Consider the following 20,498-nt stretch of genomic DNA (forward strand, 5'->3'; position numbering starts at 1 on the left):
GCTGACCCCCGTCCTCGCTGCAACCCAGAAGTTGACGGCGCGTGTGCCGCCACCTGCCCTTTTCGGTCACCCGGCAGAGCCTAACGGCGAAGCCTCACGAGACGGGTTGGTTATCGGTGACGGTAGGCGGTCTCTTTTTTTCCGGGGCTTGCATCCCCGCGGGATCGCTGGCGCGGGCGCAGACGCTGTAATCTCCTAGACCCCTGGGTCGGTGCCCGAGTGGCCAAAGGGAGCAGACTGTAAATCTGCCGGCGTACGCCTACGGCGGTTCAAATCCGTCCCGGCCCACTCCACGAAACGGCGTGTGGGTGGCTACACACCCACACAGCATTGTCGGATGACTACCGGTGAATGGCTACCCCGAGGCCCTCCGCAGGACCGGGGAGATCAGGTTTTGATCGAAGCGTCGTCCAGATTGATCCCGACGATTCTGGCGACACGGCTGATGTCGGTGTCCGCCGCCAACAGTGTTGCCTGGTTGCGTCGGGCGACGGCGGCGATCATGCAGTCGATGAGTCCGCGGGGGGTCACACCGACCTGACGGCACTGTCTGTAGATCCTGGCCGCGGCATCAAAATCACCCGCTACATCAAAAGCCAGCAATTGAAACCTGAGCAAGAGGCGTCGCAGATCGGCCTCACGGTCGTCACTGCGAGCACCGGCGAGGACCTCCATGATCACGGGTTCCGTGACGGCCACGGGACCTTCGTGAGTGATTAGTTCGGTCAGACGCCGGTCGATTGGGCTGCCCGTCGCCCGGTCGTATTCCACCCAAGCCGACGTATCGGTCAGGATCACGGGCTGGGCGGTCGGGAGTCGGTTGGCACTTTCCCGATGGCCCTGACGCCGCGCATAGCGATGGCCTCTTCACGCGTCATCGGCTGTCCGGCGAGATGGCGCAGTGCTAGGTCGACCGCCTCGGTCTTGGTTCGCAGGTGATAGCGATCCATGATCACCTGCAAGTAGCTGTCCTCGATCTCGATGTTCGTGCGCACCTTGCTCATACACCTACTATACACGCTACGTGTACCAAAGGTGTATACTCTGGGGCACCGGGGATCATCCGGTCCCCGATGGTGATCATGTACCAGCGCGCTCGAATCTAGACGAGGGTCGGGTCGCGCGAAGCTTCGTAGATCCGCCGATCGGGCGGAGTGGCCAGCGTGAAGGCACGCCCGTGTGCGCGCCGGATCTATTGCACGAAGGTGTTGGCAGTTACGTTCGTGGCAAGCGCTAGAGGTAGCGGCGCAGTTCGACCAGATTTCCGTCTGGGTCTCGCGTATATACAGACTCGCCGAGGCCCCTAGCCCCAAACACCTTGGTCGGTCCGCTCTCGACCGGGATGACGCCCGCGGCCAGCATCGCTTCCCAGTCTTCGGAAGGCACGACCAAGCAGACGTGGTTCATGTTCTCGCCGGTGCGCTCGACCTGGAAAAGATCGATTATCGTGTCTGGCCCGATGCGAACCGACGGGAATGGGGCTTCGCCCTTCCGCCATTCCTCCACCCGCTCTCCTTCGAGTCCCAGAACGTCCGTGTACCAGCGGAGTGATCGCGCGGTGTCGGCCGTGTTCAGGACGATGTGATCCAGCGCAGTGATCTTCACAGTGCCACTGTAAAGGGCTGTTCTACCCTCTTATCACCTCGGCCAGGACAGACGTCCCGCTGATGTCGACCTCCTTGGTCGCGGTCAGCAAGGTCAGAGTCCGCCGGTTGGCTAGCTGTCGCAGGTGCTCCACAGCCTCTCCCGCCTCTCCATGCCGAAGTTCGACCCGGTAGCGCCGCCGGAATTCGTTGAACTGCTTCGGATCGTGCCCGTACCACTTGCGAAGCTCGGTCGATGGCGCCGCCTGCTTGCACCACTCGTCAAGCCCAGCTTCGTCCTTGCTGATCCCGCGAGGCCACAGTCTGTCAACGAGTACCCGAGTGCCATCACCGCGCTTCGCGGGTTCGTACACACGCCGCACCTGAACTGCGAAGCTCGGCACCTTTACCTGTTAACGGTTTGCGGCGCGCAGCCCATCGGTCCTTACTCAATTTCTACCCCATTGCAACGCGGATGGGACCCCTTTAACCGGAGGAGGGGACGATCGAATCGTCTTGACCGCTAATGGATGTGCGAGCTGGTGCGCACCTGCTCCCGCAGCCGGAACTTCTGGATCTTGCCTGAAGGGGTGCGCGGGAACTCCGGTACGCCGATGAGGTCCTCGGGCCACTTCTGCCTGGCTAGCCCGCTGCGCTCCAGGTGCGCCTGCACGTCGGTCATCGTGGGAAGCGGGTGGTCGGGCAACATTCGCAGGACGGCAGCCGCGTGCTCGCCCATTCGCAGGTCGGGGGCGGCGACGACCGCGACCTCAGCCACGCCCCGGATCCTCAACAGGAGCTCTTCGACCTCAGCCGCACTTATGTTCTCGCCTCCCCGAATGATCACGTCGGAGACGCGGTCGGTTATCGCGATATAACCGTCCGCGTCCATGACGGCTATATCCCCGGTGCGGTACCAGCCGTCGGGCTCGAACACTTTGGCGGTGAGCGCCGGATCGGTGTAACCGACGAACAGCTCTGGTCCTCGCGAGAGGATCTCGCCGGATTCGCCCACCCCGACCGGCTTACCCTCTGGATCTTCCAGCCGTATCTCGTTCCCGGGCATCGGCGCCCCATCCGTGTTGAGACGTTTCTCGAGCGGGTCGGAGTACCGGCAACCCGTGATCGACGGGTGCTCGGTGGAGCCGTAGGACCGCCACACCGTGATCCCCAAGGCAGTGGCCCGTTCGGTGACGGCTCTTGGAACCGGCGCGCCGCCCATTCCCTGATAGGCAAGGTGCCTCACGTGCTCCTCGGTGCACGAGGGATGGTCCAAAAGGCTGACCAGGAAGTAAGGAGCGCCGCCACCTGAGCTGAGATCGTCGTTGAGGAGCAGGTCGAGCACCCTGGCGGGATCCCACTGATCAAGGAGGTGAACGGGTCTACCCCTCTCGAGGGGTCCGAGAAGCCCGCCGAGCATCCCGATGGCGTGGCTGATCGGGTTGGCTAGGAGGGTCGGCCTTGGGTCTGGTGGGGCCCCTTCGCTCAGCTGCATGATCTCGGCCAGGACGGTCTCGTGTGAGTGGACCACCCCTTTTGGCCTCGAAGTGGTCCCCGAGGTCCAGCCGACGAGCGCGGGCGATGACGGGTCGCCGGCCCAGGGACCGGCAACGGGCGGGGCAGACGCGATCTCGTCGAAGGAAAGGGAACCTTGTGGTCGATCGTCGCCTACCACGAAGACGTCCATGCGCAGGTCCGGGAGCGACCCGAGGTTGGCCAGGTAGTTCTGGTGACCGAACCCGGACGCAGTCACGTGTACCCGCGGCTCACATTGTTCAAGGATGTAGGAAAGCTCGTGAACGCCGTAGATGTGGACGATCGGAGCGACGACTGCGCCCAGCATCGTTGCTCCGTAGAAGGTTGCTGCCCCTTCGATCCAGTTGGGCGTTTGGAACGAGACAACGTCCCCCGCTTGCACCCCTCTTCGTTCGAGTCCGCCCGCTACACGACGGGAGAGGTCGAGCACATCGCCGAAGGTTCCCCGCCACGGACGGGTTGCCGAGTGCGCCACGAAGGGAAGGTTCCGGTTGGCGGCCAGGCGCCCCGCGAGGTGCGATCCGAGTGTCTCTCCGGACCACCATCGCTCTGACCGGTATCGGCGGCGCTGGTCTTCGGGGATTTCTCTAAGTCCCCAGGACGAAACCCCCACGATCGAAGACTACGCGGCGTGACCGGTGGCGCCTAGCCGGGCATTTCCCGCCATGTCCGGACGATGGTGGACTGGCTCGCGGTTCCCAAGAGAACGCCCTTCTCGGACCAGAGATGGACATCTCCGTAACCGAAACCGTTAGCCACTTGGTGCACTCCGATGTCAAGGAGGACCCAGTCTGCAGGAACCAGGCTTCCCACCCGGAGGGTGTTGTCCAGGCTGTTGCCGCCGGCTCGGACGCCGAGCGCTTGGCCGATACCGAAGGGCACGTAGTCGCCGAGTATCGCGAGGGACGCCGACGACAGGTCGAGTACGTCCGGCATCTTCGCCCACAGCGCAGAGCGCCCGCCGGGCATGCCTGGGCCGGGTAGCTCTGCGAGGGTCCTGCCTATGGCGAGGCGGATGTCCAGCCGATCGGGGAGGGTGTCCCCCTCGGTGCTGAAGCGCATCTCTCTCTGGCTGCACTGGTCCGGCGGGGCCACTTCGGGCATGGTCGCCCAGGTCCCCTCGTACGGGATCTCGCGTCGGCCGAGGGCCGCGTTGACCGTGATTACTTCACGGTCGGCCACGTGCCCGACGGCCCTTGCCTGGGTGACCTGATGGCCTGCGACGGCGACTATCACGTCGAGGTCGAGCACCTCCGGCGGTCGGGCGTACGAGAGGTACTGCGCCGTCGCCCATATCACCGGTCGACCGGTGGTGCCTTCGAGAGCAGCGATCGCAGCTCCTAGCCCGCAGCCTCCGAACAGGAAGCCCCCCGGTGTGCAGACGCCGGGCGTGACCGGCAGCAACCAGCGATAGGGGTTGTGAGTGCTCTCCAGTCCGAGAAAGGTCCGGGCATCCACGGCCGGGGGATGTTAACGGCACTCTCATGGACCAACGACATTTGACCGTCCCGAGCTAGCCGTCTCCACTCGTGGTCCGCCGATGCCCTTCGTTCGGCTGAAAAGCCTCGTACCGTCGCAACCGGCCTCGGTACCGTACAAGCATTGACAGTCGAGGCTCCAAGGTGGGCGGGATGATTTTCGGGTCCGTGAAACGTTCTAGAAGGTGTGTTGACGGTTACCGAGGGCGTTGAGGCCGCGGCGGCGGTCGGAGTTGCCTCCGGAGGAGCCCGCCCCCGGTGGAAGGTGGTTCTCCGGCAGGGCGTGACCGTGGCGGCGCTCGGGGGCGCGGCTTGGGCGGCTTACGATCATCGGTCCCAGTTGTCCAGTGCGGGCTCGATGCTCTCGCAAATACGGGTCGGCTGGCTTCTTGTAGCGATTGCTGCCGAGATCGTTTCCTTCGTGGTATTCGCCCGGCTTCAGCGCTGGCTCCTCCGGGCTGGGGGCGTGCAGGTGCCGTTGCTCTCGATGATCGAAATCGCCTTGGCGGGCAACGCGATGTCCACCTCCCTGCCCGGCGGTCCGGCCTGGTCGGCCACTTGGGCGTTCGGTCAGTTGCGCAGAAGAGGCGCCAACCGGGTCCTGGCCGGGTGGGTAATCGTGGTTGCTGGAGCTCTATCGAGCTTCGCCGTCTTCGTGATCGTTGCTGCGGGCGCGTGGATCGCCGGCAACTCGGGTCCGTTTGCTCATCTGCGATGGCTCGCCGCGGTTCTCGCCGCAATCCCCATTCTCGTAGCGATCGCCTTTGAGGCGGCGCGTCACAGCCAAAAAGTGAACGAGTTCTTTGGTGAAACCTGGGTGGCGGTTTCATCGCATTTGAGACCGGTTCGTGCGATCGGCCGGCTCACCCGCCGGACGGTGGACAGCCTTGGCCTGGTTCGTCCGGGGTTGCCCGGTTGGGCGGAAGCCTTCGCACTGGCGCTCGCCAATTGGCTCTACGACGCTGCCGCGCTGGTCGCGGTAATCGAGGCGTTGCACATCTCGGTTCCATGGCGGGATGTACTCGTCATCTACGGCTTCACGCAGATTTCCGCGAGCCTGCCGGTGACACCTGGCGGGCTTGGAGTGGTCGAGGCGTCGATGGCAGCGCTTCTCGTCGCCTACGGAACCCCGTCGACCTCGGCGGTCGCCGTCGTGCTGCTCTACCGCATCGTGAGCTTCTGGGGACTGGTGCCGATCGGGTGGGCCGTGTGGTTCGGGCTCGAGATCGCCCATCGCAACGGCCTACGCCGGAGTCCCCATCCGTGGGCCACGCACGCTCACGGCGACGAACCTGGTACCGAGCTCACCCCCGTCGGGCCGGAGCGGATACTCCGACCGGAGCCCTGCCGGGGGTGCCCGGAATCCGACGAGGAATCGTCGGCGAAGCCTGGCAGTCTCGTCGCCTGATTCTGCTCTCGCGTTTTCTGAAGAAAGGCGCATAGCTGCGCGGCGAAGCTCATCGATGGGTGCTAACGTCCGCCCCTGCGGAAAACGCCATTTGCGCTGGGTCCGCACTCGGGTAGAAGTTCCTTTTTGTGTGGATAGTCCAGATGGGCGCGCCTTCATACCAATCAAAACGGGGGGAATCGCGACGATGGTTCAGGCCAAGGGGAAGCTGCTGGCAGTGGTGGCTGCAGCGATGATGGTCGCAGGGGCTTGCGGCAGCACGTCCAAGTCGGGAACCGCCGGCAATGCCAGCGCCGGTGGAGGGAACACCGGGCACACCTACACCATCGGGGTTCTCACTGACCTAACCGGGCCGGCAGCGTCAGGCAACAAAACCATCGTGCAAGGCATCGAAGCGGGCAGGGTCCTCGCGAAGCGCGAGGGTTACAACATCAACTACGTAGTTGCGGACACCGCCACTTCGCCAGGTGGCGCACTGTCGGCAGCTCAGAAGCTGGTTCAGCAGAACCACGTGTTCGCCGTCGTTCTCCACTCTGCCCTTGGCTTTGCCGCTGCCCCCTACCTGACCCAGCACAACATCCCGGTGATCGGAGCCGCCGAGGACGGGACGGAGTGGCAAACCAGCACGAACATGTTCGGCGTGTACGGCGCGGTCCACACCGAGGTCGTCTCCACGACGACCGGTCAGTTCTTCAAGAACCAGGGAGTTACCACCGTCGGCGCGCTCGGCTACAGCATCTCGCCGTCATCATCCGAGGCGGCTCAGGCCGCCGCGAAATCCGCGCAATACCTCGGCCTGAAGGTCGGCTATGTGAACGCGGCGTTCCCGTTCGGGAGCACCAATGTTGCTCCCGAAGCTCTGCAAATGAAGAGCAAAGGCGTTGACGGATTCACCGCGACCGTGGATCCGAACACATCCTTCGCCTTGATCACGGCCTTGCGACAGGCCGGTGCGAACCTCAAGGTCGCTCTCCTGCCTACCGGTTACGGCGGTGACTTGCTCCAAGCCGGTCCAGGCGCTCTTCAAGAGGCGCAGAACGTCTACTTCACGCTGACCTACGAGCCCGTGGAGATGCACACCGCGGCGACTCAGCAGTTCCAAAGCGACCTTCAGTCGGTTGGTGTGACGGACGAGCCGACATACGCGGAGTACAACGGCTATCTCTCGGTTGCCCTCTTCGTCAAAGGGGTCAACGCGGCCGGCTCGCATCCGACTCAGGCGTCGCTCATCGCTGCCCTCTCAAAAGTCCATGACTGGGACGCGATGGGCCTGGTAGGCACTCACCACATCGACATCAATAACCGCGCCTCCTCGGGAATGACGAACTGCCAGTGGGTGACCAAGCTCTCCGGCAACTCCTTCCAGCTGGTGCCCGGTGCGGACCCGATCTGCGGGACCCTCATCCCCGGGCTGACGGTCTCCCCGGCATCGTGAGACGTTGAAGCACGGGCCGCACGCGCCCCACACGGGGACTCCCGCGCGGCGCCCCGGATCGGTGCGGCGCACGACCAGCCATACCTGCCTTCGGCCGGACGGACTGTTCGGAAACGTGCACGTCGCGGCTCACGCCCGTGACATCTGGACGGGCGCTGGACGCCATCACGAGATCGTCGGTGAAGCCGGAGTCGAAGCTGTGGTCGCGTTCATCGAGGATCGGTCCTTGCGATCGATAACCGTCGACCCCCCGGCGCCTCTCTTGGACAAGCTGGCCGGCGTCAAGGTGTCGTCCGGTTTCCGCAGGGCGATCGACGAGGCGATGCCAGCGGACGAGGAATCGGGATCGCTCCGGGTTCAGCTGCTGGACGATCTGCCAACGGCTGTGCTGGTATCCGGGGTGGCGATGGCCGGCGCCGGCGTGCACCCGCCCCGAGGATCCATAGACATTTCGAGCAAGGCTGACATCTGCGCCGGATGGGCAACCGGAGGGTCCTTCCTGGTTGAAGGGGAGCGACTCGGGCATCTGCCGAGTGTCACCGGTCCGATCGCGCCAGGCTTGCAGTCCTCGGATGGAGACTCACTCGCCTGGCACCCGGTCGAAGAGATGACCCCTCACTCCACCCGCCGGCGGCGGCGCATCGACGTATGGCGAGACGCAGACGCCCGCGGCGGGACCGGCTCTGTGATGGTGGAGGAGTTCTTCCGGGACACACAGTTAGACGGTGAGGGTGTCGAAAGGGTCGTTCATGAGTACCTTGTCACGGCAGAGCTGGAACCGGAATCGCTTACGTTCCTGTCTTGCCGCGCCGATATCGGGGTTCTCCCCTGGGTCGAATGCCCCGCGGCAGCCGAAAGCGCCGCACGGCTGACCGGGACCAAGCCTCACGACCTTCGGGAGCGGGTGCGCCAGACCTTCGTGGGGACGAGCACCTGCACACATCTCAACGACTCGCTGCGCGCTCTGGCCGCTCTTTCCTATCTGGTTTCGGTGGTCGATGCCGGAGGCAGGATCAGAAGGTGACGACGCCCCGAATGTTGGTTCCGTTGCGCATGTCTTCGTAGCCCTGGTTGATGTCTTCCAGCGAGTAGGTATTGGTCACCAGCTCGTCGAGCATGAGCCTGCCCTGGCCGTACAAGTCGAGGATCCGCGGTATGTCGCGGCGCGGGTTGGCGTTCCCGAATATGCATCCGACGAGTTCCTTGCGCATCATCGCCATCATGAACAGGTCCAGTTTCACGTCGGTCTGAGCTACGGGGGCAACCGCGGTCACAACCGCCCGCCCGGCCTTCTTGACCAAGTTCATCAATGGCGCGACCAGATCTCCGTAGGCCACCCCGACCGTAAGCATCGCCTTGTCGGCCATGGCACCCCTGGTGAGCTCGCCGACAAGCGCAGTTGCCTCCTCCATCGACGAGGCGGTGTGGGTCGCCCCAAAGGCTCCCGCCCGATCCCGCTTGGACTCCAGCGGATCGACGGCCACGATCCTGTCGGCGCCGGCTAGACGCGCGCCTTGCACCGCGTTCATTCCGATGCCGCCGAGCCCGACGACGACGACGGTCTCACCGGAACGCACGTCCGCTGCGTTGACAGCTGTCCCCCAGCCGGTCGTCACGCCGCAGCCGACCAGAGCCGCCTTTTCCAGGGGGATGTGAGGCTCGATCTTGACACAGCTCGCTTCGCTCACGACCGTGTAGGGCTCGAACGTACCGACGCAGCACATGACGCCGAGGTCGGTCCCGTCGCCGGCGTGGTGCCGAGAGGTGAAGTCGGTGACTTGACGCCCGGCCAGCAAAAACGCACCGAGGTCGCAGAGGTGCTGCTGACCCATCGCACACGAGGGGCAACGGCCACACGCGGGAATGAAGCTCAGCACCACATGGTCGCCAGGCGCGAGCGTGGTGACGTTGGCACCTACCTCGACTACCTCCCCGGCCCCTTCGTGACCGCCGATGATCGGGAGCTGCTTGAGGCCGAGCGCATCAGCTGTCGCCTGGTCGAGCACCATGTCGCCGGTCACCAAGTGCTCGTCCGAGTGGCACAGGCCGGAGGCGGCGAGCTTCACCAGAACCTCGCCCGGCTTGGGAGCGTCAAGCTCGATCTCCTCGACGCTCCACTTCGAGTTGGTTTCCCAGAGGATGGCCGCCTTGCTCTTCATCTCAGTTTCCCCCTGATGTTTCGCCGCGCTGCGCGCCGGCCCGATAACAGATGATCGTCGGGTGCGAACTTACACCTCTCCATCGCGACGGGCGACTCGGATGGGCGGCGCGTGACCCGGCGTAGTAGAACGTTCTTCTACCTACCTCTTCTTGCCCGCACGGAGGGTCCCATGCCTTACTCGGTCATCCTGGTCGACGATCCCGCCCCCGGCGTCCGCCGGATAACCCTGAACCGTCCAGAGAAGCGGAATGCTCTCTTTCACCCGCTCAGGGGGGAGATCCTCGAAGCGCTCAGAGAAGCGGATGAGGACGACGCGGTCCGGGTGAGCATCATCCGCGGGGCAGGCAAGAGCTTTTCGGCCGGTTACGACCTGGGCGGAGGCAACGAGGGACTTGAAATGCCGTTCTTCACCCCGGGTGGCGACGGGCAGTGGCCCCGCCACGTGACCGAGGGGTGGATGAGCATCTGGGATCTGGCCAAGCCGGTCATCGCCCAGGTGCACGGTTACTGCCTCGCCGGCGGGAGCGAGCTGGCTTCGGGTTGCGACCTGATCTACGTGGCCGAGGACGCCCAGATCGGGTATCCGGCGGTGCGATTCGGCGTTCCCGACATGCACTTCCACCCCTGGACGATCGGCATGCGCAAGGCGATGGAAGCCATGCTTACGGGCGATTCGATGAGCGGGGTGGAGGCGGTACGGCTCGGCTGGGCGAACGCAGCGTTCCCGGTCGAGGATCTGGACGAGGGCGTCATCGATGTCGCCTCGCGGATCGCCAAGCTTCCGCCGGACATAGTGCAGATCAACAAGAGGGTCGTTCACCGCCAGATGGAAGTCATGGGCATGCGCACGGGGATCAGGGTCGGGACCGAGCTCTGCGCCCTCGGCACCCACCAGAAGTCGATGAGGGCTTTCATCGGAGACATGCAAAAAGGTCTCACCGACGCGCTGACCAAGCGCGACGCACCCTTCGGCGACTACCGCACTGCCGACAAGCAACCGTCGGCTCCGGCGGCGGATTAACCGGTCAGTTCCGGGGGACCTGCGACCAAGGGACTCCTTTGTCGACGCGTACGTCTCCCGGGAGACCGAGCACCCTCTCGCCGAGGATGTTACGCATCACCTCTGAAGTCCCGCCCTCGATCGAATTCGCCCGGCTACGAAGGAACATCTGCTGCGTTGACCGAGCTTCCATCGCACCCTCGGGCCGGCGCATCTCGTACGAGCCGTACAGCATTCCTTCGGCGCCGAGCAGGTTCTCGCAGAACTCGTAGACCCTCTTGTTGAACTCGGCGCCTCCGAGCTTGCCGATCGATCCTTCCGGCCCGGGCGTTCCCATGACCGATTTGGCGGCCGCGCGCATGTTGTTGAGCCGGAGCACCTCGGACTCGATCCACAGCTTCGCCAGTTTGTCCCGAAGGACTGGAGACTGCCGGCTCGCCGGGAGCCTTTCCCAGGTTCGAAGGGCGGCAGATATGGCCCCCCCTCCCCTCGCGGGCATCCCACCGCCAATCGAGACACGCTCGTTCATCAAGGTGACGATCGCACCGCGCCACCCCTCGCCGATCGGGCCCAACCTCTCGGTGTCGGGGACCCGCACATCCGTGAAATACACCTCGTTGAACTCGGCGTCGCCGGTCATCTGACGGAGTGGCCTCACCTCGACACCCGGAGCGCGCATGTCGACCACGAAGTAGGTCAATCCCTTGTGCTTCTCCGCTTCGGGATCGGTCCGGGCCAGGACCATTCCGTAAGCAGACGTGTGGGCGAGGGTGGTCCAGACCTTCTGGCCGTTCAGGATCCATTCATCGCCGTCGCGAATGGCGCGGGTCGAGAGGCTCGCGACGTCGGACCCTGCTCCCGGCTCGGAGAACAGCTGGCACCAGATCTCATCGCACGTGAAAAGCGGCCGCAGGTAACGCTTCTTCTGCTCGTCGGTCCCCAAGGTGACAATCGTTGGAGCGGCCATGCCGTAGCCGATCGCGTTGCGGGGCGCGAGGTTGGGCGCGCCGGCACGCCTCAGCTGATCGCCGACGCGGGGTTGAAGCTTGCGCGACATGCCCAGACCGCCGTGGCCCGCGGGGAAGTGAACCCACGCCAACCCAGCGTCGAATTGAGCGCCGAGGAAGTCGCGCTCCGGGGTCGAAGAAGGCGGATGAGAAGCGAGGAGCTCCCGAACCCTCCCGTCTACCAACAGCTCGTCGGAAGCAGCGATTTCGGTGGTGGCCACGCTTGAAATCTACGACAGCTGCCGGCGGAGGTTCGATTCGTGTCAGTGAGGCGCCAGACCGCCGTCCGCTATCAAGACCTGTCCAGTCATATAGCTCCCGGCGTCGGATGCCAGCAGGAGCGCGGGCCCGACCATCTCGTCTGGTTCGGCGAGGCGCCTCAAGTGGCTGGCCACGGTCATCGCCTCGACCGACTCGGGACCGGTGTTGCGCACCATGTCCGTGTCCGTGGTGCCCGGTGCGAGTGCGTTTACCCGTATCCCGTGCGGGGCATACGCAGCGGCCATGGTGCGCGTGAACGACATCAGCCCTGCCTTGCCGGCTGAGTACATCGCTTCGCTCTGCGAGAACAGAAAGGCTCCCACCGAGATCACGTTGATCACAGAGCCCTTCCCCGACGACTTGAGATAGGGGAGGGCCTCCTGAACGAGGAACACCGGTCCTCGTAGGTTGACGTCGAAGGACTTGGACCAGGCAGCAGCTGTGAACTCTCCTACGGGCAAGGCGAGAGCGTTCGCGGCGTTGTTCACGACGATGTCGATGCGACCAAAGCGGTCAGCCGTTGCCGACACCAGCCCGGACAGCTGCTCGAGATCTCCCATGTGGGTCGGCACACCGATCGCGTCTCCGCCGATCGACTGAAGATGCGTCTCGGTCTCTTTGCATGCCTCAGCCTTGCGGCTGGCCACAGCGACCGACGCGCCGGCAAGCACGAGGCCCTCAGCGATGGCCCTCCCGATCCCCCTAGTCCCGCCGGTGACGATCGCAGCGCGACCGTTCAAATCGAAGAGTGAGTCGAACCGCGACTTGTCCACGAGCCTCCTTGCAGATATCTCGGTCGTTAGCTGGTGAGCAGGCCGCCTTCGACCGGAAGTACCGCGCCTGTTACGTACGCGCCCGCGTCGCTGACGAGGAAGATCAAGGCGGCTGCGAGCTCCCGGGGGTCCCCCGGCCGGCCCACGAGCACCCGAGGCATCTGCGAGTCGAGGTATCCCTCCGGGTACTGGTCGGTCATCTCCGATTCGAAGAATCCCGGGGCGAGGGCATTCACCCGGATCCCCTTGCGACCCGTCCACTGCTGCGCCAGGTCGCGGGTTAGCCCGATCAATCCGGCCTTGCTCGCCGAATATGCGGCTTGGGGAAGGCCCGCGCTAGTCAGACCGAGGACGCTCGAGATGTTGACGATGGAGCTCCCCGGCTTCATCACCCTTCCGCAAGCCTGAGCCATCCAATAGCAACCGTTGAGGTTGATGTCGATCACCTCGCGGAACTGGTCCGCTGACTCGCGGGTGGCGGGGTAAGCGGTGCCGATCCCGGCGTTGTTGACCAGGATGTCCACCCGCCCGAACTCGCTCAGAGTCGCCTGAACCAGCTTCTGGCAGTCATCGGGCGAGGACACGTCGGTGCCTACCGAGATCGCCCGCCGGCCGCGGGCCTGTACTTCGTTTGCGGTCTCCTTGAGCCGGTCGACGCGGCGTGCTCCGAGAGCGACGTCCGCGCCGGCTTCGGCCAGTGCGACTGCGAACGCGACGCCGAGGCCTGACGACGCTCCGGTCACGATCGCAACCTTGCCGTCGAGGCGGAACATGTCGAGGATCGTCACATCATCCGACAATCAGTGCGAGCCAGGGGAGCGGCGCTGCGAAGCTTGGACTAGCGGTCGACGATTTCGCTGGTCTGGAGGACGGGCGCGATGTCAGTGTAGTTGGCCACGTCAGCGAGAATCGCGCCGGTGCCTTCTGAGCCCATGGCGGCCTGGAGCGCCTCGGGCGAGGCGAACCTGAAATGGACCGCCGCCACGTAGGGCCCGTCGATCCCGCGGTCGATCTCCGCGCTGTCGAGGTTCCATGTCTTCGTGCACAGCGGAACGTGCTTGTCTCTGTAGTAGTCGTGGTCGAACTTGGCGCCCTCGGAGGCGGGGTAGAACACGCTTAGACGGATCATGCGTTCAGTCTGCACCACGCGACAACCGGTCAACCAGTCCCCAGCCGAGCGCGGTCTCGGCGTCGAGCGTACGTCCGGTGAGTGCCAGCCACGCGGTCCTTTGACGGCCGATGCGGCGGGGGACGCTCGCGGTTCCGCCGGCACCGGGAATCAAACCCATCTTCACCTCGGGGAGAGCGAACGTCGCGCCGGCGGCCGCTTCGACGCTCGCCGCGAACCCGGGGAGCTCGACTCCCGCGCCGACGCACCCACCGTGAACACGCACCGCTGTCTTCGCGCCTACGTGGTGGAGCCACCAGCCTGCGCTTCTCTGCATCCGTATCCAGTGGGCGGATGCGGTGTCGGTGACCGTTCCGAACTCGGCCAGATCCCCCCCGCTGCAGAAGTTGGGACCGTTGCCTCTCAAGTCGACCCGACTGATCGATTCGTCGGCGGCGGCGAGCTTCAGGGCCTCGATCAGTTCGTCGCGCATCTTGGAGCTGTACGCGTTGCGGCGCGACGGCCTGTCGAGGGTTACGTGCAACAGCGACCCCTCGCGTTCGAGTACAACCGAGGGTGCGTCATCCAGGTCGGGCGATGGTCGGTTGAGCCCTTCCAGCCAGGCACGGTGCTCGTCACCCCCTTGAAGGGTCGCGTAGGCAAGCGATTCGATTGCCAGCGCCGTGCCGACGGTGGCGTTCTCGTTCGATCGGAGCACTTGGACGAGCGTCGCACCCGCTTGCGGGCACCCTGCGAGCGTGTGCTGTAGATCCAGTAGCGCCTTGTCTATGCCCTCGGTGACCAGAACCCAAGGAGCCGGCGGATCGGATGATTCGGTCAGCAGGACATCCGCACGGGCGGGGGGCGTAGATGACGCGGAGCCGACGCCGACGATGACGATCGGCCAGCCGGTTTCGGGAACGACTCTTTCTGCGAGCCGTTGATCGCCGCTGTCGAGGTCGACGACCAACATCGGGTAGGTAGGGAGGCGATCGAGGTCAAGGTGACCGCGGCGAACTCCTTCGAGCAGCTCGACCGCGTCTGCGAGGGACAGGAGCGCCACCACCCCGGCGAGGTTACCGGCGCGGGTACACGGAAACCGCGGCCCGCGTCGAGTGTGAGAACCTCGTGCGGTGGGGTTGATCATCCGTGGGGCGACCGTGCGGGGCACGACGTGTGACGTCCGAGTAGACGGAGACCGGATCACCGACGTCGCCCGCACCGTCGCGAGACAGAGCGGGGACGAGGAGATCGACGCGGGGGGCGGGGCTTTGATCCCGGGGCTTCACGACCATCACATTCACCTGAGGGCGTGGGCGGCGTCGACAGAATCCGTATTCGTCGGACCGTCGGTCCTAAGCGGAGAACCAGATCTCGGCGCCGCCTTGCGCGAAGCCGGAACAGGTCCTGACGGTTGGGTCCGGGCGGTGGGCTACCACGAGTCCGTGGCCGGATCCCTCGATCGCGACATCCTCGACGGGCTCGCGCCGGACCGACCGGTTCGGGTGCAGCACCGCAGCGGGATCCTCTGGATGCTCAACTCACCCGCCTTGGAACTGGTTGGCGCCGAAGACGACTTGTCCGCAGGCATCGAGCGTTCGGCGGACGGCCGGGCCAGCGGACGGCTCTGGCGGATGGATGACTGGCTTGCCGATCGGCTGGCGAGGTCCTCTCAGACCGGGGACAGGGTGGTCCGCCGATCCGATTGGTTCAGGTCGGCCGTCGTTGCGCTGAGCAGAATCGCGGCGGCGCGAGGGGTGACCGGATGGACCGACGCTACGCCACACCGCGACGAAACCGAGACCGCTTTGTTGTTCGAAGCGTCTGCCAGCGGTTCGATCAGGCAGCGGCTCCATCTGATGCAGCCCCTGGATGCGGAACCCGAAGACCAAATCGGCGGTAGGCCCGGACCCGTCAAAGTGCTGCTGGACGATATGACGCTCCCAACGCTCGAATGGCTTTCGGGTGTTGTGTCGGACGCGCACCGCCGGCAGCGCGCGGTGGCGGTGCATTGCGTCACGACGTCGCAACTAACCCTGGCAGTGAGCGCGTTCGAATGTTGCGCCGGCCAGCCGCCAGCGCAAACGGAATCGGAACGCGAAAGCGATCGCATAGAGCACGGAGCGGTGATTCCCGACGGCTTCCTGCCGCTCATCGCCGACCAGGGGCTGACGGTTGTCACCCAGCCCAACTTCGTGTACGAACGCGGGGACGATTATCTCTCCGAGGTGGAGGGCGGGGAACTGCAGGACCTGTGGAGAGCACGTTCGCTCATCGCAGCCGGCGTACCGCTGGCGGCAGGTACGGACGCGCCTTTCGGCTCACCCGATCCGTGGCTGGCGGTGCGATCGTCGATTCGTAGACAGACGCGTTCCGGAAGCACTCTCAACGGTCGCGAACTCCTCGAGTGGAGCAGCGCGCTAGGGCTGTGGCTGGGAGATGCGTTGTCGCCCGCGGTCCCGCGCGAGGTGTCACCTGGACAGCGCGGTGATCTCGTCCTCCTCGGAACGATCCTCCCAGAAGCGCTCGATGGTCAGGATCCCGTCGATGTGCGAGTGACCGTCATCAAAGGGGAGGTCGCCTTCGCCGCGGACTGAACGGATATCAGGTGGCCGGCTGCCGGAGCTGGTAGGTCAGGTGCTGGGAAACGTCCCCGACGAGGTCGACCATGGTGTAGTCCCGCTCGGCGAATCGCCATCGCCCGTCGACCCTTTCGAACCGGTCGTGGTATCGGCCGCACACGATCGGCTGCAGCGGCAACGTTTCGGTCTGTTGGAACACCGTGTAGTAGGAGCGGCAGCTGGCCGTGCCGGAATCTTCGTCCACCTCGACGATCGGGTTGGTGATGACGTGCTTGGTGTGGGGCGTCCCGTCCTCGTAGCGGATGGTCGTCTTCTTGAAGATCTCCAGCATCTGCTGCGCGTCGAGCGCCCCCGTGTCCCGGGGTCCCACGACGAGCCGGGCGTGAGCGAACAGCTCGGTCGCGATGTCGTCGAACCTTCCCGAATCGATCAGCTCCGCGTAGCGATAGAGAAGGTTGCAAATGGCGGCTTCGCTAGACATGCGCTCAACGCTAAAGCGTCTCGACGAAACGCATTCGCGGCGGGGATTCAGCCACGGGTGCTTCCTGGCTTCCGAGGCGGACGACCCAGCCGCTCGCGACACGCTCGACGATCGGCGCGACCGCCGAGCCCGGTACGCCACGTATCCAGGACGCGACACCGCTCAGGGACACGTCGACGATGTTGCCTCCTCCCTGCTCGAGGGAACGGAGAACCGCGAGCACCGACACCAGACCGGTGATCGGATCGGCAATCGCATCGCCACAAAAGACGGCTTTGCCGGCCGAGTCGCGGCAGTGAAGGCCGCCCGCGATGGCAGCGTCATCGCCGAACCCGATCCAGTCCCTGCCCGGCCCGGTTCTCCCGTGGCCGGTGATGCTGACCCAGACCTGGCCCGGTTGCAGGCCTCGCTGCTCCGGCGACAGGCCGAGCTGTTCGAGGGCCCGTGGTCTGGACGCCTCGATCACCACCGTCGCGGCGCGCAGGATCTCCGCCAGCTCCCTCCGGCCGGCGCCGGATCCGAAATCGACATGAACGCTCGACTCGGATCCGTCGTGGATCCACGAGTAGAAGGACGGATTCTGGCGCGCGCCGTCGGGCCGCATGGGATCCTCGACCTTCACTACTCGGGCTCCCGCCTCGGCGAGCAACCTGGCGGCGAGAGGCCCCGCCCAGAGGCTTGACAGGTCGACGACTGTCCAGGGTTGCCCCGGCGCGAAGACTCCTATGTCGCCTGCTTGGGTCGTGAGATACGGGCGGCGGGCGGCTCGTTCCCCCAGAGCCGCAACGGCGAGTCCCAGCAGGCGCGCCCGTTGCACGAACTCGGCCGCGGGTGTGCGAGAGGCCAATTGGGCGACCGCATCCCAAGGGTCGCCGGGGACCGGTGCCGAAGTGAGCGCTGGAATCAAGTCGAGATCGTCCGGGCGCGCCAGGCTCAAAGCAATATGGCCATCCGGTGAATCGAGAAGGCGGCAAGTCCCGTTGGCGGACATCCTGCCCTGGCGGGTGAGGCCCAGCAGGGCGGCCCTTCCCGCGAGAGCAGCCTCCCAGCAGACCCGCACCGGCCTGCCCCGTTCGGCGGTCAGTCGCTCGATGTCCGCGACGACCTGGCGGAGGCGTGATGGAACCGACAAGGGTGGCAGCACCGGAGGTTCGGTTCGGTGCCCGCACAGGGCCATGACTCCGGAGCGGGCCCAAGCCCGAGTTGCGTTCCAGATAGCGGCCTGGTCTTCGCCAACTGCGCCAGCTCGGGGTTCGGGCATCTTCGTCCAGTCTTGTTTCTGGGACTTCGGTTTGACCAAGGTCACTCGACAAATTAGTGATGACTCACTAAGGTGGTGCCATGGCCACGGGAATCCGCATGAGCGCAGAGGAGCGACGCCAAGCGGTACTCGGCGCCGCGGCGAGGTCCTTCGCAGCCTCGGGGTACGAGGGCACCTCGACGGAGGACATAGCTCGCCTGGCCGGAATCTCGCAGCCCTACATTTTCCGGCTGTTCGGCTCCAAGAAGGAGCTGTTCATAGCGGTGGTCGACCGCTGCTTCGACCGGACGGTGGCCGCGTTCGAGGAGGCAGCCGGTGATCTCACGGGGGAGGAAGCCCTTCACGCTATGGGGATGGCGTATTCGGAGCTGATCCAGGACCCCGCGATACTCAAGGTTGAGCTGCACGCGTTCACCGCGTCCGCGGAGGACGCCGACATCCGCCGGGCGGCGCAGGCCGGCATGCGCCGGGTCTGGGAGACCGCGGCTGCTCGTTCCCGCCTGGGACCCGACGACCTGCGCTCCTGGCTGGCAATGGGGATGCTCTGCAATGTCGTCGCTGCCCTAGGCCTTGAGGGCCTGGACCAGTCGTGGGCCAGGGACCTGACCTCGCCGATGACCGAGCAGTTCGAGGCGTCGTCCGCCTGACGCCGACCTCCTCTTTTTTTGACCAGAGAAGTTAGTGACTAATCACAACCAAGCCGCTTTCGAGCCAAGCAGGACAGGGAGAATGCAATGACCAAGCCAGGACTTTCACGGACCGGATGGACCTTTGTGATCACTTCGGCCGCTCTGTTCATGACCGCACTCGACAACCTGGTCGTGACCACGGCCCTTCCTTCGATCCGGTCCCACCTCCACGCTTCCCTTGGGAGCCTCGAGTGGACGGTGAGCGCCTACACGCTCACCTTCGCAGTACTTCTCCTCACCGGCGCGGCTCTCGGGGACCGCTTCGGACGCCGGCGACTTTTCATCGCCGGGCTCGCAGTTTTCACGGTCGCATCGGCCGGCGCAGCGCTGGCACCCGGTGTCGGCGCGTTGGTGACCGCGAGAGCGATCCAGGGGGTGGGCGCCGCAGTGTTGACACCCCTCACCCTCACGTTGCTGGCATCCGCCGTGCCCCCCGAGCGGCGCGGGTTGGCGCTCGGCGCGTGGGGCGCGGTCGGAGGCCTCGCGGTCGCGGTCGGTCCGCTGATCGGTGGAGCGATCGTCGAGGGCGCGTCCTGGCAGTGGATCTTCTGGGTAAACGTCCCGATCGGTTTGGCGCTGCTGCCGCTGGCCGCCACGAAGATCGATGAGAGTTGGGGCCCGAGGAAGCCGCTCGACTTGCCGGGCGTGGCGTTCGCAAGCGCGGGACTGCTCGGGATCGTGCTTGCTCTCGTGCGGAGCACCAGCGTCGGCTGGACCTCGTCTGAGGTACTCATCGCGCTAGCCGGCGGCGCGGCGATGGTGGGGGCGTTCGTCGCCTGGGAGCGCCGGACGGATCATCCGATGCTTCCGCTCGGGCTGTTCCGAAGCCGCTCGTTCACCTCTTCGAACCTCGCGTCGCTGCTGATGTCGTTCGGCATGTTCGGCTCTATCTTCCTGCTCGCCCAGTTTCTTCAGGTCGTGCAGGGGGCGTCGCCGCTCTCGGCCGGCGTGAAGACGCTTCCCTGGACTGCAATGCCGGCCATAGTGGCGCCCGTCGCTGGGATCGTCACGCAGCGAATCGGCGGCCGCTCCGTGTTGGCTGTCGGCCTGGCTCTTCAGGCTGCCGGCCTCGCCTGGATCGCTGCGGTTCTGTCCGCAGCTGTGCCTTATGCAGACCTGGTGCCGGCGTTCGTGATGAGCGGGGTCGGCATGGGGATGTTCTTCGCCCCGATGGCGGGGACCGTTCTCGAGTCGGTCTCGGCCGCGGATGAGGGGATCGCTTCGGGAACTAACAACGCGATCCGCGAACTCGGCGGAGTGCTGGGCATCGCAGTGCTGGCGTCGGTGTTTTCGGGTAGCGGCGGCTATTCGAGTGGCCACGCATTCGTCCAGGGCCTCCTTCCCGCCCTGCTGGTAGGCACCGCGATCCTGGCGGTCGCGGTCGTGGCCGCTCTCGCCATCCCTCGGCGGCGCAGCGCGGACGGCGTTGATGTTTCGGAGACCCTTATGGTTCCGGATGCGCCACAGTTCCACGACGCGCCGTATGTTGGTCGCGAGCTCGAACTCGTCTGATCGGTCCAGGCGCGACGATCACGTTCGTTGGGGGGCGCCGGGAGATGCGGCGCCCCCTTGTCAGAGCCGTAAACAGGTTCTGGAGTGGCACAACCGGGGCCGAGCGGATGGAATCGTCAGCGTTCGTGGATAGGACTGTCTAGGCAGTTGCCGCCTAGGCTGCCGCCCGGGGGGATGGGCCAGCTCCGAACTGGCCCCCCGGACACCCCCAGGACACAGGGGA

21 protein-coding genes and 1 tRNA gene are annotated in these 20,498 nt (G+C 65.2%); 8 read left to right on the top strand and 14 right to left on the bottom strand.

Annotated elements, in window-relative coordinates; translation table 11 throughout:
- The first annotated feature begins 205 nt into the window (after window positions 1–205).
- Window positions 206–288: transfer RNA gene (locus VFZ97_15515), tRNA-Tyr, on the top strand.
- A gap of 99 nt (window positions 289–387) precedes the next feature.
- Here the strand turns inward: VFZ97_15515 and VFZ97_15520 are convergent.
- The 6 genes from VFZ97_15520 to VFZ97_15545 form a co-directional block, all read right to left on the bottom strand.
- The gene (locus VFZ97_15520) at window positions 388–798 is read right to left on the bottom strand and encodes a PIN domain nuclease (protein ID HEX6394844.1); all 411 of its coding nucleotides are present in this window, start codon (window positions 796–798) and stop codon (window positions 388–390) included.
- A complete protein-coding gene (locus tag VFZ97_15525) occupies window positions 795–1,004 on the bottom strand; it encodes a type II toxin-antitoxin system VapB family antitoxin (protein HEX6394845.1) in 210 nt (69 codons plus the stop codon). Before VFZ97_15525 ends, VFZ97_15520 begins: the two co-directional genes overlap by 4 nt.
- Window positions 1,005–1,233: 229 nt before the next feature.
- On the bottom strand, window positions 1,234–1,605 hold the full coding sequence (locus VFZ97_15530) for a VOC family protein (GenBank protein ID HEX6394846.1): 372 nt from the start codon (window positions 1,603–1,605) through the stop codon (window positions 1,234–1,236).
- A 22-nt stretch (window positions 1,606–1,627) separates the two neighbouring features.
- The gene (locus VFZ97_15535; GenBank protein ID HEX6394847.1) at window positions 1,628–1,987 is read right to left on the bottom strand and encodes a DUF488 family protein; all 360 of its coding nucleotides are present in this window, start codon (window positions 1,985–1,987) and stop codon (window positions 1,628–1,630) included.
- A gap of 119 nt (window positions 1,988–2,106) precedes the next feature.
- Entirely contained in the window at window positions 2,107–3,732 is a 1,626-nt protein-coding gene (locus VFZ97_15540; protein HEX6394848.1) for an AMP-binding protein, read from the bottom strand.
- Between the two features lie 32 nt (window positions 3,733–3,764).
- Window positions 3,765–4,577 (bottom strand): acyl-CoA thioesterase, encoded by an 813-nt coding sequence (locus VFZ97_15545; protein HEX6394849.1) that lies wholly within the window; start codon window positions 4,575–4,577, stop codon window positions 3,765–3,767.
- 210 nt (window positions 4,578–4,787) lie between these two features.
- Here VFZ97_15545 and VFZ97_15550 point away from each other — a divergent pair, with 210 nt between their 5' ends.
- From VFZ97_15550 to VFZ97_15560, 3 genes are all read left to right on the top strand, one after another.
- The gene (locus VFZ97_15550) at window positions 4,788–6,005 is read left to right on the top strand and encodes a YbhN family protein (GenBank protein ID HEX6394850.1); all 1,218 of its coding nucleotides are present in this window, start codon (window positions 4,788–4,790) and stop codon (window positions 6,003–6,005) included.
- 187 nt (window positions 6,006–6,192) lie between these two features.
- Window positions 6,193–7,440, top strand: a complete 1,248-nt coding sequence (locus tag VFZ97_15555; protein HEX6394851.1) for an ABC transporter substrate-binding protein — start codon at window positions 6,193–6,195, stop codon at window positions 7,438–7,440.
- Between the two features lie 4 nt (window positions 7,441–7,444).
- Window positions 7,445–8,464: a DUF2889 domain-containing protein gene (locus tag VFZ97_15560; protein HEX6394852.1), complete on the top strand. Its 1,020-nt coding sequence runs from the start codon at window positions 7,445–7,447 to the stop codon at window positions 8,462–8,464.
- On the opposite strand, the gene VFZ97_15565 is transcribed toward VFZ97_15560, so the two are convergent.
- On the bottom strand, window positions 8,454–9,599 hold the full coding sequence (locus VFZ97_15565) for an NDMA-dependent alcohol dehydrogenase (GenBank protein ID HEX6394853.1): 1,146 nt from the start codon (window positions 9,597–9,599) through the stop codon (window positions 8,454–8,456). The genes VFZ97_15560 and VFZ97_15565 overlap by 11 nt on opposite strands.
- A gap of 111 nt (window positions 9,600–9,710) precedes the next feature.
- On the opposite strand from VFZ97_15565, the gene VFZ97_15570 reads away from it, so the two are divergent.
- The gene (locus tag VFZ97_15570; GenBank protein HEX6394854.1) at window positions 9,711–10,622 is read left to right on the top strand and encodes an enoyl-CoA hydratase-related protein; all 912 of its coding nucleotides are present in this window, start codon (window positions 9,711–9,713) and stop codon (window positions 10,620–10,622) included.
- Window positions 10,623–10,626: 4 nt separating this feature from the next.
- Here the strand turns inward: VFZ97_15570 and VFZ97_15575 are convergent, their stop codons facing one another.
- From VFZ97_15575 to VFZ97_15595, 5 genes are read right to left on the bottom strand one after another with little or no spacing between them, the layout of a single operon-like run.
- On the bottom strand, window positions 10,627–11,829 hold the full coding sequence (locus VFZ97_15575; GenBank protein HEX6394855.1) for an acyl-CoA dehydrogenase family protein: 1,203 nt from the start codon (window positions 11,827–11,829) through the stop codon (window positions 10,627–10,629).
- A gap of 42 nt (window positions 11,830–11,871) precedes the next feature.
- Complete coding sequence (locus tag VFZ97_15580) at window positions 11,872–12,642, bottom strand: SDR family oxidoreductase (GenBank protein ID HEX6394856.1); 771 nt, start codon at window positions 12,640–12,642, stop codon at window positions 11,872–11,874.
- Window positions 12,643–12,668: 26 nt separating this feature from the next.
- A complete protein-coding gene (locus VFZ97_15585; GenBank protein HEX6394857.1) occupies window positions 12,669–13,430 on the bottom strand; it encodes an SDR family oxidoreductase in 762 nt (253 codons plus the stop codon).
- A 50-nt stretch (window positions 13,431–13,480) separates the two neighbouring features.
- Window positions 13,481–13,771 (bottom strand): EthD family reductase, encoded by a 291-nt coding sequence (locus VFZ97_15590; GenBank protein HEX6394858.1) that lies wholly within the window; start codon window positions 13,769–13,771, stop codon window positions 13,481–13,483.
- Between the two features lie 4 nt (window positions 13,772–13,775).
- Window positions 13,776–14,813, bottom strand: a complete 1,038-nt coding sequence (locus VFZ97_15595) for an enoyl-CoA hydratase/isomerase family protein (protein HEX6394859.1) — start codon at window positions 14,811–14,813, stop codon at window positions 13,776–13,778.
- Between the two features lie 70 nt (window positions 14,814–14,883).
- Between VFZ97_15595 and VFZ97_15600 the strand changes: the two genes are divergently transcribed.
- On the top strand, window positions 14,884–16,347 hold the full coding sequence (locus VFZ97_15600; protein ID HEX6394860.1) for an amidohydrolase family protein: 1,464 nt from the start codon (window positions 14,884–14,886) through the stop codon (window positions 16,345–16,347).
- A 7-nt stretch (window positions 16,348–16,354) separates the two neighbouring features.
- Here the strand turns inward: VFZ97_15600 and VFZ97_15605 are convergent, their stop codons facing one another.
- Both VFZ97_15605 and VFZ97_15610 read right to left on the bottom strand, forming a co-directional pair.
- Window positions 16,355–16,813 (bottom strand): nuclear transport factor 2 family protein, encoded by a 459-nt coding sequence (locus VFZ97_15605; protein HEX6394861.1) that lies wholly within the window; start codon window positions 16,811–16,813, stop codon window positions 16,355–16,357.
- A gap of 10 nt (window positions 16,814–16,823) precedes the next feature.
- The gene (locus VFZ97_15610; GenBank protein ID HEX6394862.1) at window positions 16,824–18,074 is read right to left on the bottom strand and encodes a CoA transferase; all 1,251 of its coding nucleotides are present in this window, start codon (window positions 18,072–18,074) and stop codon (window positions 16,824–16,826) included.
- An 80-nt stretch (window positions 18,075–18,154) separates the two neighbouring features.
- Here VFZ97_15610 and VFZ97_15615 point away from each other — a divergent pair, with 80 nt between their 5' ends.
- Together VFZ97_15615 and VFZ97_15620 are read left to right on the top strand one after the other, a co-directional pair.
- Window positions 18,155–18,721 (top strand): TetR/AcrR family transcriptional regulator, encoded by a 567-nt coding sequence (locus tag VFZ97_15615; GenBank protein ID HEX6394863.1) that lies wholly within the window; start codon window positions 18,155–18,157, stop codon window positions 18,719–18,721.
- Between the two features lie 87 nt (window positions 18,722–18,808).
- Complete coding sequence (locus VFZ97_15620) at window positions 18,809–20,275, top strand: DHA2 family efflux MFS transporter permease subunit (protein HEX6394864.1); 1,467 nt, start codon at window positions 18,809–18,811, stop codon at window positions 20,273–20,275.
- The last annotated feature ends 223 nt before the right edge of the window (window positions 20,276–20,498 follow it).

This window comes from Acidimicrobiales bacterium (assembly GCA_036378675.1).
Classification (GTDB): Bacteria; Actinomycetota; Acidimicrobiia; order Acidimicrobiales; family Palsa-688; genus DASUWA01.

Coding starts and splice junctions, on each gene's coding strand:
- VFZ97_15590 (HEX6394858.1), bottom strand. CDS start 13,771: ATGATCCGTCTAAGCGTGTTCTACCCCGCCTCCGAGGGCGCCAAGTTC.
- VFZ97_15525 (HEX6394845.1), bottom strand. CDS start 1,004: ATGAGCAAGGTGCGCACGAACATCGAGATCGAGGACAGCTACTTGCAG.
- VFZ97_15565 (HEX6394853.1), bottom strand. CDS start 9,599: ATGAAGAGCAAGGCGGCCATCCTCTGGGAAACCAACTCGAAGTGGAGC.
- VFZ97_15610 (HEX6394862.1), bottom strand. CDS start 18,074: ATGCCCGAACCCCGAGCTGGCGCAGTTGGCGAAGACCAGGCCGCTATC.
- VFZ97_15555 (HEX6394851.1), top strand. CDS start 6,193: ATGGTTCAGGCCAAGGGGAAGCTGCTGGCAGTGGTGGCTGCAGCGATG.
- VFZ97_15615 (HEX6394863.1), top strand. CDS start 18,155: ATGGCCACGGGAATCCGCATGAGCGCAGAGGAGCGACGCCAAGCGGTA.
- VFZ97_15620 (HEX6394864.1), top strand. CDS start 18,809: ATGACCAAGCCAGGACTTTCACGGACCGGATGGACCTTTGTGATCACT.
- VFZ97_15605 (HEX6394861.1), bottom strand. CDS start 16,813: ATGTCTAGCGAAGCCGCCATTTGCAACCTTCTCTATCGCTACGCGGAG.